The following is a 16,238-nucleotide window of genomic DNA, read 5'->3' as shown; positions in this document are numbered from 1 at the left end:
TTATTGAGAATGGAAGCAATAAGTAGGTCATTACAGGCAGAATTATAGATCTTTTGTACTGGATTCAGCTATGAACTTGCCCTGCTAACATTGCGTTCAACACTTCTGATGATTTGCATGTCAATGTTTTCGCATCGTTGGGATTTGCGTCTTCAGCAAATCTTCACCAAATAGGGTGGCTAGATCCCTCGACTGCTGACCCAATTGGCTGAGCTTTTTCTTGATGATCTAGCGATTCAAAATTGCCTCAGAAAGACGCTCGAAACTTCTTTTCTAAAATCTCGTCTAGTTGATGAGCTGTGGGAAAAGAAGGCTTCAAGCAATGCTCTGTCTGGTGCGACCGCAGCAGTGAGGCTTTGCAGCGAAATTTTGCGAATTTGCACACCTATCGGATAGGTTTCTGATTGGCTAATTTGAGGTTTTATCGCTGTTATGAAATCTCCGATCTTGAGGATTCTTTGCAGTTGATTAGTCCTCTGTTAACAGAAGTGTTGAATCTTGATGGTAAAACTTTACAAAAAGCACTCTCAAGAGGCGGATTATTGAGAATGGAAGCAATAAGTAGGTCATTACAGGCAGAATTATAGATCTTTTGTACTGGATTCAGCTATGAACTTGCCCTGCTAACATTGCGTTCAACACTTCTGCTCTGTTAAGTAGGTGAACACTAATAAACGTAAAACCCAAAGACCCTGCGCCGCCCGCGCAGCGGGCGGCGCAGGGTTCAGGATCTGTTTTTTAATCTGGTCTATCTACTTATTAATCGAATTTTATTAGCCGAGTGTTATTAGCCGAGCCAGGTGTGAAAAGTCCTCAAAATAACCTTGCAAACTCGCGCGGAGATTGCATCTGAAAACGAGTGCATCCCACTTTTGTAACCCTCACCCTAAATCCCTCTCCCAGAGCGGGAGAGGGACTTTGAATCCAGCCCCCCTTCTCCCGTTTTGGGAGAAGGGGTTGGGGGATGAGGGCGAATTTGCATAACTGGGATGCACCCTCTGAAAACTGCATTGGCGTGATCAGATGTAATCAATTGTTTGACCTTTTTGAGTGTTTGATGAGAAGCGGCATGAATGCAAAGGATTGTGTTTGGCAGGGCCTTTTGGGCTACTGGCAAAACTTGTTTATTCACCAAAATATGCTGGCGCTGGGCTATCGGGCCTGGCATGGCTATATCAGCCAGGGGCGCGGGCTGCTGGCCTGTCGGGTGGCGATCGCCCAGCCCCACACGGTGGATTGGAGTATCACAACGGTTCCCTTTTCGGCGCAGTTTATTGCTCAGGCAGCGGTGCCAGAGTTTCTGCGATCGCTGGCAACGGAAGGTCGGTCAACCCAGCCAGACTTTCTGGACGAAGCGGCGATCGCCCTGCTGATGGAGGCGATCGCCCAGCATGACCCGACCCAATCCATCGTGCTGCTGATCGAGAACAACGGCACGGTCGATATCAACCTGCTTCAGCACTTGGCGATTTCCCCGGCAGACTGCCATCGCCAGGTCGAGCAGCGCTGGGACGAGTTTCAGCCCTATCTGACCGCGTTCCATTGGATCGATTAGTACCCGATTCTCCACACCTGATTTCTCTACATTTTTCCTACCGGCGCAAGCCAGGAGTTTATTCTGCATGACCGATGCCCATTTCAATGTGCCGCGTCTCCGCTGGGACGTGATTAGCTTCACTCTGTTTTTGCATCTGGCTGCTTTGCTAGCTTTTGTGCCGGCCTTTTTTAGCTGGTCGGCCGTAGCGCTGGCGGTCTTCTTGCACTTTGTCACCATTGGGCTGGGCATTTCTCTCGGCTTCCATCGGCTCGCCACCCATCGCAGCCTGAAGGTGCCGCAATGGCTAGAGTACTTTTTGATTATCTGCGGTACGCTGGCGGGTCAGGGCGCAGTCAAGGGCTGGGTCGGCTATCACCGGATGCACCACCTGCACTCGGACGAGGCCGGCGACCCCCATGACTCTAGCCTGGGCTTTTGGTGGTGCCACATCGGCTGGCTGATGCATCAAGTGCCGAGCCAGTCTCAGCTTGCCCGCTACACCAAGGATATTGCCAAAGACCCGGTTTATCGCTTTTGCCATCGCAACTACATCTGGATGCAGGTGGCGTTGGCGGTGCTGCTCTACGTGCTGGGCGGGATGCCGTTCCTGGTGTGGGGGATTTTTGTGCGACTGTTTGTGGGCTTCCACAGCACCTTCTTTGTCAACAGCGCCTGCCACATGGTGGGCTATCGGACGTATCAGACGGGCGATCGCGCGACAAACTGCTGGTGGGTGGCGCTGCTCACCTTTGGCGAAGGCTGGCACAATAACCACCATGCGTTCCAGGCCTCGGCTCAGTTTGGGCAGCGCTGGTGGGAGATTGACGTGGCCTGGCTGGTGATTCGCGCCCTGCAAGCGGTGGGGCTGGCGACGCAGGTGAAAACCATGCCCGCCTTTAAAGCGAATCAATAGAACAGAACTGACGCAGCGAGATCCCCCAAACCCCCTTAATAAGGGAGCTTCTAGCATTCTCCCCTGGAAGAAGGGGGCTAGGGGTATCGGCGTTTTATGCCTCCCCTGCGAACGTCCTAGTCGGTAATTTTTTCGCAAATTCTCACAAGCTCTCACGAACTCTCACAAACTCTCACAAACTCTCACAAAACTGTTTCTTGCAGGTATTTGTATGACAAAACCCGTTTCTTCGGTCGAACGGCAGACCTCGCAGCCAGATGCAGCGACTCGTTCAGACGCGACAGGGGCGATCGCCGACTGGAGCAAGCTGCCCAGCGGAGAGCGCTATCTCTACCAGCTTTTTAGCTTGATCGATGCTGCCGACTTTACGGTGGTCAACCCAGCGGGGCAGGAGTTTCGCTTTGGACGGGTGGGCGCGTCAGAGCCGCTGCGGCTGATCATCCACCATCCCGGCACTTACGATCGCGTCCTATCTTTTGGCACGCTGGGCTTTTGCGAAGCCTACATGGATGGCTGGTGGGATGAAGCGAACCACAACCTGGTAGAACTCATTGGGCTGTTTTATCGCAACAATGTCTATTCCAAAGCCAGCCGCAAGGTGACGCTGCCGCTGCTGTTCAAGGTGCTAACCCAGCGCTTGAAAACCGTGCCCGTGTTGATTCAAAACAGCCGCAAAAACGTGCAGCATCACTACGACCTGGGCAACGACTTTTATCAGCAGTTTCTCGATCCGACGCTCACCTATTCCTGTGGCTATCGCCGCCACGAGAGCGACTCGTTGGAAACCATGCAGTTGCAAAAATATGAGCTGATTTGCAAAAAGCTGGGGTTAAAATCTGGCGAAGCTCTGGTGGATATCGGTTGCGGCTGGGGTGGCATGTTGATCTACGCGGCGGAGCGCTACGGCGTGTCGGGAACGGGCATTACCCTCAGCGTGGAGCAGGCGAAACTGGCGCAGGAGCGAATCGAGCAGCGCGGATTGGGCGATCGCCTCACGATTAAAATTGCCGACTATCGGGAGTTTCACGGACAATTCGACAAGTTCGTCAGCATTGGTATGTTTGAGCATGTCGGCAAGGGCAGCTTTGCCACCTTTATGCAGCAGGCTAACGCGCTGCTGAAGCCGGGGGGTGCTGGGCTGCTGCACACCATCGTTACCCAGAGCAACGAGCGCAACGGAGCCTGGGTGGACAAGTATATCTTTCCTGGCGGCTATGCGCCCCAACTGCATGAGCTGACCCAGGAGCTATGGGCTGCCAAGCTTGCGGTTGCCCATTGTGAAAACCTCAAGCCCCACTATGCCGAAACGATGAAGCGCTGGGCCGAAAACCTCGTCTGCAACCGAGACACTATCGCCGCCCTGGGCGACACCTACGACGAGAAATTTCTGCGGATGTGGTATCTCTACCTGCAATCCTTTGAGGCCTCGTTTCGCTACGGCAGTCTACATGTGTATCAACTGCTGTTCTACAAGGGCAAGCCCTGGCCGCTGCCCATGCCGCTCGATTTTAGCTGGTGATGTTTGTGCAGTGGGGTTTGCTTAGCTCAGCTTGGGCGATGACGGGAGTCTGGAATTTGGGCGATCGCCCAAACCCTGCCAAGTCATCGGCTTAACACCAAGGCTCGACACCAAACGCTTCTAGCTGCGGCTCATCACGCGCAGCAGCCAGAGCGAGGCGACGATGCCGATAAAGTGCGCCATGTTGATGTTGGTCGTCGCCAGCACCAGCAGCATATCCAGCGGATTCACAAAACGGGCGGCGCTGCCCGAAAAAATAGCAAACCCCTGGGCCGATGCCTTGATCACCAGCGACCCGATGATGGCCTGTGCGCCCAGAAACGTGAGCAGCATTCCTGCCAGATTGATCATCAGCCCCACGCGCAAAAGCTGAAATGCCTCGCCGCGCTTGGGGCGCACCCGCGTATCGGCAGTCTGGAGGCGGCGACCCAGTCGGGCATAGCGAAAGGCCCAGAAGACGCTGGCGGCCAGAGCAATCAGCCCCAGCATCGAGAAAAATGCACCCGTACCCGTTTCGGTCGAGGTGGGCGAGGGCACGCCGGGGGTTGTGGTTGCAGCAGCCAGTCCGAAACTTGCAAAAATTAGCGACCCAGCCGAGATTACCCCCGGCACAAGCTGCGCCCAAAAGCTAATCCAGCCCGTGCGCCGAAACGCTAGCGCCACTCGTTGCACCGCAGGCGGCAAGCTATAGGAAGACTCGATGCGGCTAGACTGGCTTGGTCGGCTGGATCGGCTGGAGATGGGGCGATCGCTATAGCTTTCTGGCATGTCTGGGCGGGGGTAAGGGTGTCCCTGGGGTTTCGTCTATTGTATCGGGTGGGTGGGGCGATGAGGAGATGCGGTAGCGGGGAGGATTATTTAGAAGATTGATTAGAAGATTGATGGAAAACGCGCGATCGCACGCTGAGCGCCAGCCCGCCCAGACAGAGAAACCCCAGTACGCCGGCCAGAGGATTTTGGTTAATGCCCGTCATCCATTCGGGTGCTTGCCCGGTGTAGCGAATCAACGCGCCGACATTCACCAGATAATAGCCCCAGACCATGCCGCCGTGTAGCCCAATCGACAGGCCCAGTCGCCCGGTCTGCCGCTTCGCCCACACCAGCAGCAGCCCCAGCAACACCAGCCCAAAAAACTGGGGCGCGGTAGCCACCACCTCATTTAGCGGGCGGATAAAGTGCAACACGGCAAAGGTCAGTGCGTTGACCCAAAGCGCTGTACGGGGGGCATAGTCGCGCTCCAGTTCATCCAGCAGCCAGCCGCGAAAGACGGTTTCCTCCGCCAGCCCATAGCCTAGACCCACCCCCAGCCCCTCCAGCAAAAGGCGCGGAATGGGAACGGCGGGCGATCGCCAGGTTGCCCAGCCCAACCCGTTCATGAGGACAAATAAAAACAGGAGGCTGCAAAAACCCATGCCCAGCCCTTGCAGCAGTTCTCGACCCATTGCCCGCGTCCCCACTAGACCATAGTGCGCGAACCCGCCCCGCCGCCCATAGACCCAGCGCCCCCACGCCCACAGCAGCCCAAAAAACAACCCAAACAGCACGGGCATTACCAAAATGCTGACGGTATTTGCGTCGTCTACAAGGGCGTAGACCAGCGCAACGTAGGGCAGCCATAGGCCCAACAGCACCAACAGCAGACTGCCGATGCGGAGCGGAATGGGGAGGTGGGCGAGGCGGCGCAAGGGGAGGTTTTGGCCCGGCGGGCTGGGGGACTTTAGTTTGGACTAATGGTGAAGAGGAAGGCAGTCAATGAGAAGCACCGACTGCCGTAAGGTCAATGAAGTACAACCAACATTGACCCCATGATTTTCAACGAACTTCAGCAATTTCGCCAAACGTTGTATGCCAGCTTGGGAAACGCCAGAGATGCCCTGTTTGATCTGATGGATGCCGTGTTAGTGAGTGCGTGCATCGTGTCGTTTGTGAGGCTATCGCAGAGTCCTGTCTTTCGTCGCCAGTGGTCGAGCACCTATGAAGCGTTGCGCGATAGCCGCCTACCCCGATCAAAGGTGCTGAAGCTGTTGGTGCAGCAGATACCGACTCAGCAGCAACCGTTGTTGGCAGGTGATGCGAGTCGGTGGAACCGTCCTGCTGCCAGGCGTTTGAAAGACCGCACCTTATCAGGCAGAACAGGACATGCCCCGATAGCCGGACAAAACTACAGTACCTTAGCCTGGATTGCTGAAGACAGGGGCAGTTGGGCATTACCATTGCGGCATGAGCGCATCACCAGCTTTGAAACACCCGCCAGTAAAGCGGCATTCCAACTCAAACAAGTGACTCGGCAGTTAGCGGTGCGTCCGTTGGCGATCTACGACCGAGGGTACGGCAATGCCAGTTTTGTCAACCAAACGGCAGGGATTGAGGCAGACTTGCTGCTGCGGGTTACATCCAATCGATGTGTCTATGGCGCGCCCCCAGCGTATCGAGGGCGAGGCGCACCTGCCAAGCATGGACATAAGATGAAACTCAATGACCCTGACACTTGGAGTGTCCCGGTCGAAACCGTTGAAGTCGATGATCCCAACTGGGGACGAGTGCGGGTCAGTCGTTGGAGTGCATACCATTTCCGCAAATCCCCCAAACGGGCAATGGAAGTGTTGCGCGTGGAGGTGCTGGAGACACAGAGCAGCACGCGACGCTTGGCTCCTTTGTGGTTAGTTTGGCTGGGTGAGCAGATGCCTCCGTTAGAAACCCTGTGGTTGCACTACCTCCGTCGCTTTGCCATTGAACACTGGTATCGCTTTGCCAAGCAGAGGCTATATTGGACACATCCCCAGTTCAGTTCTGTATCGGCAACCGAACAGTGGAGCAGCCTGATGCCGTTGCTCAGTTGGCAGTTGTGGTTAGCGCGAAAGGACTGTACTGACCACCCCTTGCCCTGGCAGGCACCGCAAGAAACGTTGACTCCGGGTCGGGTCGCACAAGCGTTTGCAGGCATTTTGGCAGCGATTGGCACCCCTGCTCCTGCGCCTAAACCTCGTGGTAAATCGCCAGGACGAGGCAAGGGGCACAAGCCAACTCCTCGTCCCTGCTATCCGATGGTCAAAAAACGAGCCTCGAAACGCAAGACATCCGAACAATCCCTGAACAGTCCGGTTGCAACAGCAGCTTAACTGCGAGCAGGATTGTATCCAATTCCTTAAGTTCAACTGTTATGAACGGTTGAGCAGATTCTTTATGGCATCCTGTTGAGCATTATTGTGATGCCAGTTAGTCCAAACTAAAGTGGGGGATTATGGTTCTACCAAATTCTCTAAGCCCGAAATCACTTTCATCGACTGGATCGCGTCACCTGCCTTCAGTTTTTCCAGCACTTCTTTGCCTTCGACGACGTAGCCGAAGATGGAGTAGCGGCCGTCTAGCAGGTTTAGCCCAGCAGGGGTGAGTTCGGGTTCAAATAGGAAGAAAAAGAACTGAGAGGAGCCGCCGTTGGGGTCGCTGTCGGGGTGGGCCATGCCGAGGGCACCAAAGGCAGAAAAGGGCAGCACAGGCTGATCCAGATAGCGCCCCGCGTCCTCCAGCGTAATGCCGTAGGTGGGGGCTTTGTCGCCCTGCACCATCACTTCCAGGGGAATCTTGCGCTCTTGCTTGGTTTTGGGGTCGATGAAGCCGTCTTCGGGACCTGGCGGATCGCCAATTTGCAGCACATAGAAGTCTTCAGCGCGGGTGAACTTTAGCCCGTCATAGAAACCACGCTGAACGAGATCGACAAAGTTGCCTGCTGTAACCGGAGCATTGTAGCCATCCACCACGGCCACCATATCGCCCTTGTCGGTTTTGATGCTGATGGTGGCGCGTCCCTTGAGCTGGGGCAGGTTGCTGTATTCTTCCGGCACTTCGTAGGGGAACTGGGCGACCATGAGTTCTTCGAGCTGCCCCACCATGTCGAGCAGTTCAGAGCGCTTTTCCCACAGGGCAGCTTTGTTGTTTTCTTCAACGGCACTCCGCATGGCGTTGATGCCCATTTCTAGCTGGGTAATCAGCAGCCCAGCCGCCGCTTGGCGATCGGCTGGCACGCTAGCCAGCAGTTCCTTTTGCTTCGTGTTTAGAATTCGCTCCATCTGCGACAGCTTGGGGTTGATGGCGTTGAGGCTGGTGCGGCTGATGCGGAGGGGCGTAGACAAGTCTTCGAGCAGCGTTTGCAACTGGCGCACGGGCTTGTTGCTAATCGGCAGGGCGTAGCGCAAAATGGCGCGGCCGTCGGTGATGGCGTTGCCCTGGGGGAGGGCGATCGCCGCTAAGTTGCTATGGGCGGCTCCCCATCCCACCAGCAGCAGCGTCATGAGCAGAGAAACGGCTCCGGCCTTTAGCCAGCGGGTGAAGGAACGCTTGGGCAGTTGAATCATGGTTCTGCAAGAGCAACAACAGGAATCGGCTTCCTGTCTGATTTTGCCATAGCGCGGGCCGCGTGGCGGGGTTGAATTGGGGAGCAGGGGAGGGGGATGGATACACCCCACCAAAACGCCATCATGCCATTCCGCCATCGCGCTCAGCGACAGCGATACAGGTCGTAGCTATAGCCATTGATCCAGATTTTGCGAATCTCCTGCGCGGCGCAGTCCGGCTGGTTCACGTTTTCAGAAGCGTGCCAGTTGACGAGCCACAGGTCGAACGGGCGCGGCACTTGGCTTAGCGCCTGGTTCAGCGTGGCAGCGGGGGTTAACGAGTTCTTTTCGCCGTGCGCCAGGATAAACCGGGGCAGCGTGTAGGGGCTGGCATCGGGCGCAAGCAAGAACTCGCGGGCAAGGCCCATCATTTCGCCCGTTTGCACATGGGTTTGGTGGTCGGTGGCGACGAGGATGGGGGCTTCGGTATATTGCCGCATCTGGGCCGCCAGTTGCTCGGGTCGGTAATACTTTTCATAGCCCAGGTTCACTGCCACCGAGAGGGCGCTGAGAAAACCCAGAAATAGGATGCCCAAAACCGCTGTTTTCCCTGTTTTAGGAAACTGGTGGCGGGGGGCATACCAGCGGCGCGAAGTCCAGGGAGGCGGTGTTGTTGCCTCATCGGCCAGGCCGCCCCGGTTCCACAGCGTCGCCAATGCCGCGCCCAGCAGCGCCAGCGCTGCCGGAAAGTAGATGAAGTTATAACGTGCGCCCCGCGTCACGTCGCGCCCCAGTCCGTAGGTAATCAGCGTCATCACGGCGATGCCGCCCAGCACCAGCCCACCCAGTAGCACCACCGCCCAGCGCGTTTGGGGATCGGCGAGCAGCATTTTGAAACTGCGAACCAGCAGCGGCACAACCCATAGGAGAAAAGCAATCATAACCACGGCCGCTACGGCCGCCAGCGGCAAAAAGTCTGCCTCCAGCGGCAGCAAGATTACCATCACGACCCAGGCCGCAAGGAACTGAAAAATAGGGTTTAGCCACATTAACAGGTCGCTGCGGTCGTAAAAGATCCACTCGGTGAGGGGGCTGGTTTGCGAGCTAGCCAGTTCGGGCAGCCAGACGAGGCAGGCCGCAAGAGAAAGGAAGGCAACCGCAAGGAGTTGGGGATTGAGAAAGGATGAGCTGGGGTGAGCGTGGCGGTGGGCAGGAGCCTGGAAGCGCCAGAAAAAGAGGAGGGCGATCGCCTCGCTCAGCAAACTCAGCATGACAAAGTAGTGAACCGCTACACCCAGCGCATTTACCGCCACCCACCCAGCACACAGCCAGAGCGGAATCGGCTGTCTTGCCTGCATCTTGCGGACAGCAACCACCAGACAGCAGAAAGACAGCGTAATCAGCAGCAGTGCCAGCGTGTAGTGGCGGGCATCCTGCGCCAGGAATACCGCATAGGGCGACACCGCATACAGAATGGCAGATAGATTTGCCGCTAAGCGCGATCGCCCTGCCAGCCAACCCAGCCCGTAGATGGCAGGAACCGTGAGGATGGCAAACACCACCGAGAGCGATCGCCCCGCCCACACACTGACAATCCCCTGCGGCAGCGCCGGAAACAGCTTCAGCCAGAAATGCGACAGCAAAAAATACACCGGCGGGTGCGTACTCTCGCTCATGAGATAGCGCACCACGTCCTGCGGCGTGCCCTCTGGCTCCGGGCGCAGCGGCGACAGCAGATCCTCTGACGAAATCACCTGATCCAGCGGCACCGTGCGAAAACTGTGCCCCAGGCTAAACACCAGCGTCGAAAACTCATCCGTCCAAGGCGGCTTGCTGCTCAAATACGCAAACCGCACCAACGCCGCCAGCGCCATCCACAAGAGCAGCATCGCCCAAGGGCGGCCTGCAAACCAATCTCTTAGCCCTTTACTCACACCACAAATGGAAAATCGACAAGTCTTTAGGCTAGCAGGAGGGAAGGGATGGATGGAACCAAAGAGAGGGGTTGACAAAGGATAGAAGCGATGGGCCGGTGGAGATGGGGCGAAATGCGCGATCGCCCCCTGCCGCCCCTGCAATACGAAGCGATCCCTCAGCACGACCAGAACACCCTTAGGAGGGGGTGTGGGGGACGCTTCGTCCCCTGCAAAAGGGTTTGGGGGATTATCCCCCAAGGCTGTTGGCTTGGCAAGCCCCCGCAATCTTTGAAAGGGAAAAGAGACGCTGAAAAGACTGCTGAAAAGATTAAAGGCACTGAGCATAAAAAAGCGCTGCTGCGAGCAAACTCGAAACAGCGCCGATGGGTTTCTGTATGTGGGAGATAGAGGGCATTCAGAGATAGAGGGCGATCGCCCGCCGCCCCAAACCTTTCTGGTTAAATCTCCGCCACTAAACCTCCGCCACGGCCCGCTCAATCAGGCGACGAGCCAGCGTTTGCGTGCCCGTGTGGGAATAGTATTTCACCGCAATATCCAAAAACGCGCCCAGATAGTCGAGCTTATCCTTCGACACATCCGCCACCTGCACCAGCCGATCCACAATCCCTTCCTGGGTCAGGCCGTTTTGAGTCACCAAATTACCCATCCAGCCCTTCACCGACTCAAAGCTCTGGCCAATAAAATTTAGTTTCTCTTCTGAGCTTCCACCCGGAATCAGTTCATTCACACCCTTAAAGGTCTGGTTTTGCTCCAAATCCTTCGGTGAGAGTCCGTTGAGATAGGTCCCCACCTTCTGGATAAAGTTGGGCCCCAAGGGCACTAACCCATCAAACGACACCAGCGCCGCCATCCGCAGCAGCGCCTCACCACCATAGTCACCCAGAGCCGCCAAAAAGTCGCCTAGGCTGTCACCCGGAATGCCGTTGATCTGGCAAAAGGCGACCACCTCCGTCACCAGCTTCACGGCCAGGTCAACGCTCTGTGCCTGTTCTGGCTTGGGCGCGAGGTGCTTGAGCAGTCCCAAAAAGGAAATATCCTGCCCAACGCGATTCGCCAGCGCCGCCGCCCCCAGCGCACTGGAGGCACTGTCCACCGTGTTGTAAAGCCACAGCGCCTTTTGATAGCCCTGCGACTTGTCGTTATAAAGCTGGACAGCCCGTTCGCCAATCGCCTGAATCATAGCGGGATCGGTTTCCATTGTCACTGCTTTGATCGTGTTATCAAAGCCGACCAGGTTTTCCCAGTGACCCGGCACCACAAAGTCTAGAGATTTGAGGGCGCGGACGGTCAACCCGGTAGTGGGCAGATCATCCACGATTTCATAAATCGGTTTACTCATGGTCAGCGCTCCATTACTTCAGCTTGGATAGGCCAATCAGGTCAAATTTTTGAATCCAGGCGCGGCGATTTTCTTTGGTGAATTCTGGATCGCGGCTGAGGGCCTTGACCTGATAGCGATCTGCCACGAGGATGCCAGTCTGGGTGTTGCCAATTTCCAGGACGGGATAGCCCGCCAACTTTTCGGTGGCGCTGTCATACTTTTTGGCGGCAGTCGGCAGGCTAATGGTGTCAGAAATCGACAGCAGCGCCATATCCTTTGCGTCTTTCTTCAGCTTGGCTTCTGAAAACCCTTTTTTCTCTTGAGAAAAGACAACGGTATAGCCCTGACCAGAACTTGGGAAGAACTTGTTAAAGCTGCTGCCTTGTTCGGCATCTTTGGCAACGGCTCTGGCTCCGCGCTGGGTAGACTCTTTTTGCGCTTGGGCATAGGGCGAGTTGTCTACTTTGCTACAGGCCGTAGCGCCAGACAACAGCAGAACAGATAGCAATAAAGCAGCCAGTGCCTTACGCCAATTAAAACGGATCATCCTACTCTCCTTTGCAACACGGTTGAAGGTGGCTGGGTCTTACAGGCGATCGCCGCCGGGGTGCGAGGTAGACAGGTTGTGAACCTTGTCTAGCGTGGGGTAAACCAGAATCCAGAAAGGAGCCGTCTGGTCAAGCCACAACTCGTCTAAAACACCCTGTTCTGAGGCTTTTTGCAGCGTTCAGGACATAGCATAACGTTTGTGGTTCCCTTTTCTCTGTATCTATTCCGAACGCTTGGTTAGGTTTTGTAAATCTCTGGGGTTTGCGGCGGGCGATTTTTCTTTGCATTCTTCTTTGCAGGGAAAGGCAGGAAACCGGGTGTGATACGCTCTGGATTGCACAGAAATTTCGCAAAAAATTCTACGAAAACGCTCTCGGCAGCGTGCGGATGAATCGTGCGGAATCTCACCAGCAGCATTTCAGCGGCATCTCAGCTTCTCAAGGGTTTAGCAGCAGGGCTATGGCACACCACACCAGTCTGGGGCAGGCGGCACAGTTCAGCATGGGGCAGCGGAGATGGCGACCCCGAAACCTTCTCCAGACCAAGCTATTGCCCCTGGCCTGCGGGCTGACGCTGGGCCTATCGACCTGGTTTGCCCGCCCCGCCCACAGCGCCGAGCGCGTCATCGTCAACCTGGGTAATTTTGAAATTTCCCTGGCGGTGGACGACCTGGAAACCTACGCTACCACGGGCGAGGTGCGGGGCGGGCTGAAGCTCTATTCGCGGTTTTTGGGCGAAACGGGTATGGCGGAACTGCGCCAGTTTCTCCAGCGGCGGTTTGAGGTCGATCCGGTGGTGATTTCCCAGTTGCTCTATTCCTCTTTGGGCGAGGAAACCCTGCGGCGACTGGGGGCAGTCGTGCGAACCGACACGCGACAAAACGGTTTTTCCGCGATTCGGGCAGCGGCGATTTTGGCGGCGAGTGAGCCGGAGGGACTGTCTATCATCGGCTGGCTGCGGCAATATCCGTCCTACAGTATCCGCCTGAGTGCCCAGCAGTTGCTTGAACTGCGGCAGCAGTTTTCCACCCAGATCGACTATCGAGATGCCGTGGTGCGGGCAATTAACGAAGCAGCAGAAAAAGAGGCGGCTGCGTCGCCCCTGCCCGCAATCACCGGATTGCCCGATCCGGGGGAGTTGGGCCCCTACCGCGTCATTTCGCGCACGCTGGAGTTTAGCCGCGATCGCCGCACCCTCTTGGGCGATCGCATCCCTCGTCCGTTTCGCGTACTGCTGCGGCTGCCCGACGGGTTGCCCCAGCCCGCGCCCGTCGTCGTCATTTCCCACGGGCTGGGGTCTACGCCCGAAGCCTTTGCCTACCTGGGCGACCACTTCGCGTCCCACGGCTTTGTCGCTATTCTGCCGCAGCATATCGGCAGCGACGAGAGCCGCCGCACTAGCGCCCTGGCAGGTGTGCTGACCAGCCCCGTGACACCCGTGGAATTTGTCGATCGCCCGCTGGATGTCAGCTATGTGCTGGATACCCTGGGCGAGATGGCAGACACCGACCCAGGGCTGGCTGGACGTATGGACTTGCAGCGAGTCGCCGTGCTGGGGCATTCCTTTGGCGGCTACACGGCGCTGGCGTTGGCGGGCGCAAGCTTGAACACGGGCGACCTGTTTCAGCAGGAATGTGCCCGTCCGCAGGCGCGACTGGATGTGTCGCTCGTGCTGCAATGTGGGGCCAGCCGCCTGCCGCCCTATACCTACATGCTGCGCGACCCGCGAGTCCAGGCGGCGATCGCCGTCAGTCCGCTGACCCATCCCGTCTTTGGGCCCGAAGGGCTGGGGCAAATCCAGGTGCCCGTGATGATGATGAGCGGCAGCAATGATTTCATCGCCTCAGCGGTGCAGCAGCAGATTCATCCCTTTCTCTGGCTCAATACGCCTGCAAAGTATCTGGCCATCATGGTTCCCAGTAGCCACACCTTTGCCGACAACACGCCCTCCTCTGGGGCGACGCTAGACACCGTGAGCCTGCTGCTCTCTGGGCCGTCGCCGCGCCTGGGGCAGGAGTATGTGCGCGAGATGAGCCTGGCCTTCTTGCAGCGGCATTTGAACAATCAGCCCGCCTATGAGATGTTTCTGAGCGCCGCCTATGCCGAGTCGATCAGCGAGGAGCCGCTGGACTTGCGACTGGTGCGATCGCTCTCCCAGGAGCAACTGGAACAAGCCTTTGGCGGGCCGCCGCCGATTCCCTTTGTGCCAGAGGTGACGACCCGCTTACCGGGCGATCGCCCCGGGTCGGTGCTGGGGGCGATCGCCGAATCGGGCGTGCTGCGGGCCGCCGTACAACCTGGCTCGCCGCCCTTCGGCACGGTCAACGCCGCAGGGAACCTGTCGGGCTATTGCGTCGATTTACTCAACGGCCTCACCCAGCAACTCCAGGCGCAACTGGGCCGCCCGATCCGCCTCGACCTCATCGCCGCCGAGGTGTCGAACCGCTTTAGCCTGGTGCAAGCAGGCACTGTACAAATCGAGTGTGGGCCCAACACGCTGCGATCCGATATTGAGGGAGTGCTGTTTTCTGCGCCCTTTTTCCTGACGGGGGTACAGCTTTTGGCCGCGGCCGACACCGCCGAACAGTTCAACGCGCTGGGTACGCTGACCGGAGCCAGGATCGGGGTTCTGCGCGACACGGTGACCGAGCAGGTGATTCGGCAGCGCTATCCAGCGGCGCAAATTGTGACGTTGCGCGGCGATACGGCTCGTACAGCAGGATTCCAGGCGCTGCGGAGTGGCGCGATTGATCTGTTTGCGGGCGACGGCGTGCTGCTGCTGGGCGAAGCACTGCAAACCAGCAGTTCCTTGGCTAGGGCAGGCTACACGCTGCTGCCGCCAGAGCCGCTGTCTTGCGACCCCTACGGAATGCTGCTGCCTGCCACCGACTCCACCTGGCGCAACACGGTGAACCAGTTCCTCACCAGTCAGGCGGCGCGGCAGGCGGGCGATCGCTGCCAAAATGCCTGCAAACGCTTGTGCGACCCGACCCGGAGTCAACGTTTCTTGCGGTGCCTGCCAGGGCAAGGGGTGGTCAGTACAGTCCTTTCGCGCTAACCACAACTGCCAACTGAGCAACGGCATCAGGCTGCTCCACTGTTCGGTTGCCGATACAGAACTGAACTGGGGATGTGTCCAATATAGCCTCTGCTTGGCAAAGCGATACCAGTGTTCAATGGCAAAGCGACGGAGGTAGTGCAACCACAGGGTTTCTAACGGAGGCATCTGCTCACCCAGCCAAACTAACCACAAAGGAGCCAAGCGTCGCGTGCTGCTCTGTGTCTCCAGCACCTCCACGCGCAACACTTCCATTGCCCGTTTGGGGGATTTGCGGAAATGGTATGCACTCCAACGACTGACCCGCACTCGTCCCCAGTTGGGATCATCGACTTCAACGGTTTCGACCGGGACACTCCAAGTGTCAGGGTCATTGAGTTTCATCTTATGTCCATGCTTGGCAGGTGCGCCTCGCCCTCGATACGCTGGGGGCGCGCCATAGACACATCGATTGGATGTAACCCGCAGCAGCAAGTCTGCCTCAATCCCTGCCGTTTGGTTGACAAAACTGGCATTGCCGTACCCTCGGTCGTAGATCGCCAACGGACGCACCGCTAACTGCCGAGTCACTTGTTTGAGTTGGAATGCCGCTTTACTGGCGGGTGTTTCAAAGCTGGTGATGCGCTCATGCCGCAATGGTAATGCCCAACTGCCCCTGTCTTCAGCAATCCAGGCTAAGGTACTGTAGTTTTGTCCGGCTATCGGGGCATGTCCTGTTCTGCCTGATAAGGTGCGGTCTTTCAAACGCCTGGCAGCAGGACGGTTCCACCGACTCGCATCACCTGCCAACAACGGTTGCTGCTGAGTCGGTATCTGCTGCACCAACAGCTTCAGCACCTTTGATCGGGGTAGGCGGCTATCGCGCAACGCTTCATAGGTGCTCGACCACTGGCGACGAAAGACAGGACTCTGCGATAGCCTCACAAACGACACGATGCACGCACTCACTAACACGGCATCCATCAGATCAAACAGGGCATCTCTGGCGTTTCCCAAGCTGGCATACAACGTTTGGCGAAATTGCTGAAGTTCGTTGAAAATCATGGGGTCAATGTTGGTTGTACTTCATTGACC

Annotated in this window: 11 protein-coding genes and 1 pseudogene; 5 read left to right on the top strand and 7 right to left on the bottom strand. The window is 57.1% G+C overall.

Features of this window, described 5'->3' with window-relative positions; translation table 11 throughout:
- The first annotated feature begins 1,069 nt into the window (after positions 1-1,069).
- The 3 genes from HPC62_RS15070 to HPC62_RS15060 all read left to right on the top strand — a co-directional run bounded on the left by HPC62_RS15070 (position 1,070) and on the right by HPC62_RS15060 (position 3,969).
- The gene (locus HPC62_RS15070) at positions 1,070-1,555 is read left to right on the top strand and encodes a hypothetical protein (RefSeq protein ID WP_172356982.1); all 486 of its coding nucleotides are present in this window, start codon (positions 1,070-1,072) and stop codon (positions 1,553-1,555) included.
- Positions 1,556-1,622: 67 nt separating this feature from the next.
- Complete coding sequence (locus tag HPC62_RS15065) at positions 1,623-2,450, top strand: acyl-CoA desaturase (RefSeq protein ID WP_172356980.1); 828 nt, start codon at positions 1,623-1,625, stop codon at positions 2,448-2,450.
- A 211-nt stretch (positions 2,451-2,661) separates the two neighbouring features.
- The gene (locus tag HPC62_RS15060; protein WP_172356978.1) at positions 2,662-3,969 is read left to right on the top strand and encodes an SAM-dependent methyltransferase; all 1,308 of its coding nucleotides are present in this window, start codon (positions 2,662-2,664) and stop codon (positions 3,967-3,969) included.
- Positions 3,970-4,089: 120 nt separating this feature from the next.
- On the opposite strand, the gene HPC62_RS15055 is transcribed toward HPC62_RS15060, so the two are convergent.
- Complete coding sequence (locus HPC62_RS15055) at positions 4,090-4,737, bottom strand: DUF3611 family protein (protein ID WP_172356976.1); 648 nt, start codon at positions 4,735-4,737, stop codon at positions 4,090-4,092.
- Between the two features lie 86 nt (positions 4,738-4,823).
- Positions 4,824-5,654 carry a type II CAAX endopeptidase family protein gene (locus tag HPC62_RS15050; RefSeq protein WP_172356974.1) on the bottom strand — a complete coding sequence of 277 codons (831 nt, stop codon included), beginning with the start codon at positions 5,652-5,654 and terminating at the stop codon, positions 4,824-4,826.
- Between the two features lie 120 nt (positions 5,655-5,774).
- Between HPC62_RS15050 and HPC62_RS15045 the strand changes: the two genes are divergently transcribed.
- A complete protein-coding gene (locus HPC62_RS15045) occupies positions 5,775-7,088 on the top strand; it encodes an NF041680 family putative transposase (protein WP_172353244.1) in 1,314 nt (437 codons plus the stop codon).
- A gap of 120 nt (positions 7,089-7,208) precedes the next feature.
- On the opposite strand, the gene HPC62_RS15040 is transcribed toward HPC62_RS15045, so the two are convergent.
- The 4 genes from HPC62_RS15040 to HPC62_RS15025 all read right to left on the bottom strand — a co-directional run bounded on the left by HPC62_RS15040 (position 7,209) and on the right by HPC62_RS15025 (position 12,105).
- On the bottom strand, positions 7,209-8,321 hold the full coding sequence (locus HPC62_RS15040; RefSeq protein ID WP_172356972.1) for a peptidylprolyl isomerase: 1,113 nt from the start codon (positions 8,319-8,321) through the stop codon (positions 7,209-7,211).
- A 143-nt stretch (positions 8,322-8,464) separates the two neighbouring features.
- Positions 8,465-10,189 carry a glycosyltransferase family 39 protein gene (locus HPC62_RS15035; RefSeq protein WP_172356970.1) on the bottom strand — a complete coding sequence of 575 codons (1,725 nt, stop codon included), beginning with the start codon at positions 10,187-10,189 and terminating at the stop codon, positions 8,465-8,467.
- 499 nt (positions 10,190-10,688) lie between these two features.
- Complete coding sequence (locus HPC62_RS15030; RefSeq protein WP_172356968.1) at positions 10,689-11,576, bottom strand: hypothetical protein; 888 nt, start codon at positions 11,574-11,576, stop codon at positions 10,689-10,691.
- A 13-nt stretch (positions 11,577-11,589) separates the two neighbouring features.
- Positions 11,590-12,105, bottom strand: a complete 516-nt coding sequence (locus tag HPC62_RS15025) for a hypothetical protein (protein WP_172356966.1) — start codon at positions 12,103-12,105, stop codon at positions 11,590-11,592.
- A gap of 389 nt (positions 12,106-12,494) precedes the next feature.
- Between HPC62_RS15025 and HPC62_RS15020 the strand changes: the two genes are divergently transcribed.
- Positions 12,495-15,164: an alpha/beta fold hydrolase gene (locus tag HPC62_RS15020; protein WP_315872755.1), complete on the top strand. Its 2,670-nt coding sequence runs from the start codon at positions 12,495-12,497 to the stop codon at positions 15,162-15,164.
- Here the strand turns inward: HPC62_RS15020 and HPC62_RS24080 are convergent.
- A pseudogene (locus tag HPC62_RS24080) lies at positions 15,111-16,208 on the bottom strand (transposase); the annotation flags it as partial. The gene HPC62_RS15020 and the pseudogene HPC62_RS24080 overlap by 54 nt on opposite strands.
- Positions 16,209-16,238 lie beyond the last annotated feature (30 nt).

Source organism: Thermoleptolyngbya sichuanensis A183 (genome assembly GCF_013177315.1).
GTDB classification, from domain to species: Bacteria; Cyanobacteriota; Cyanobacteriia; order Elainellales; family Elainellaceae; genus Thermoleptolyngbya; species Thermoleptolyngbya sichuanensis.
The sequence above is the reverse complement of the archived record's forward strand: the minus strand, read 5'-3'. Positions and strand labels throughout refer to the sequence as shown.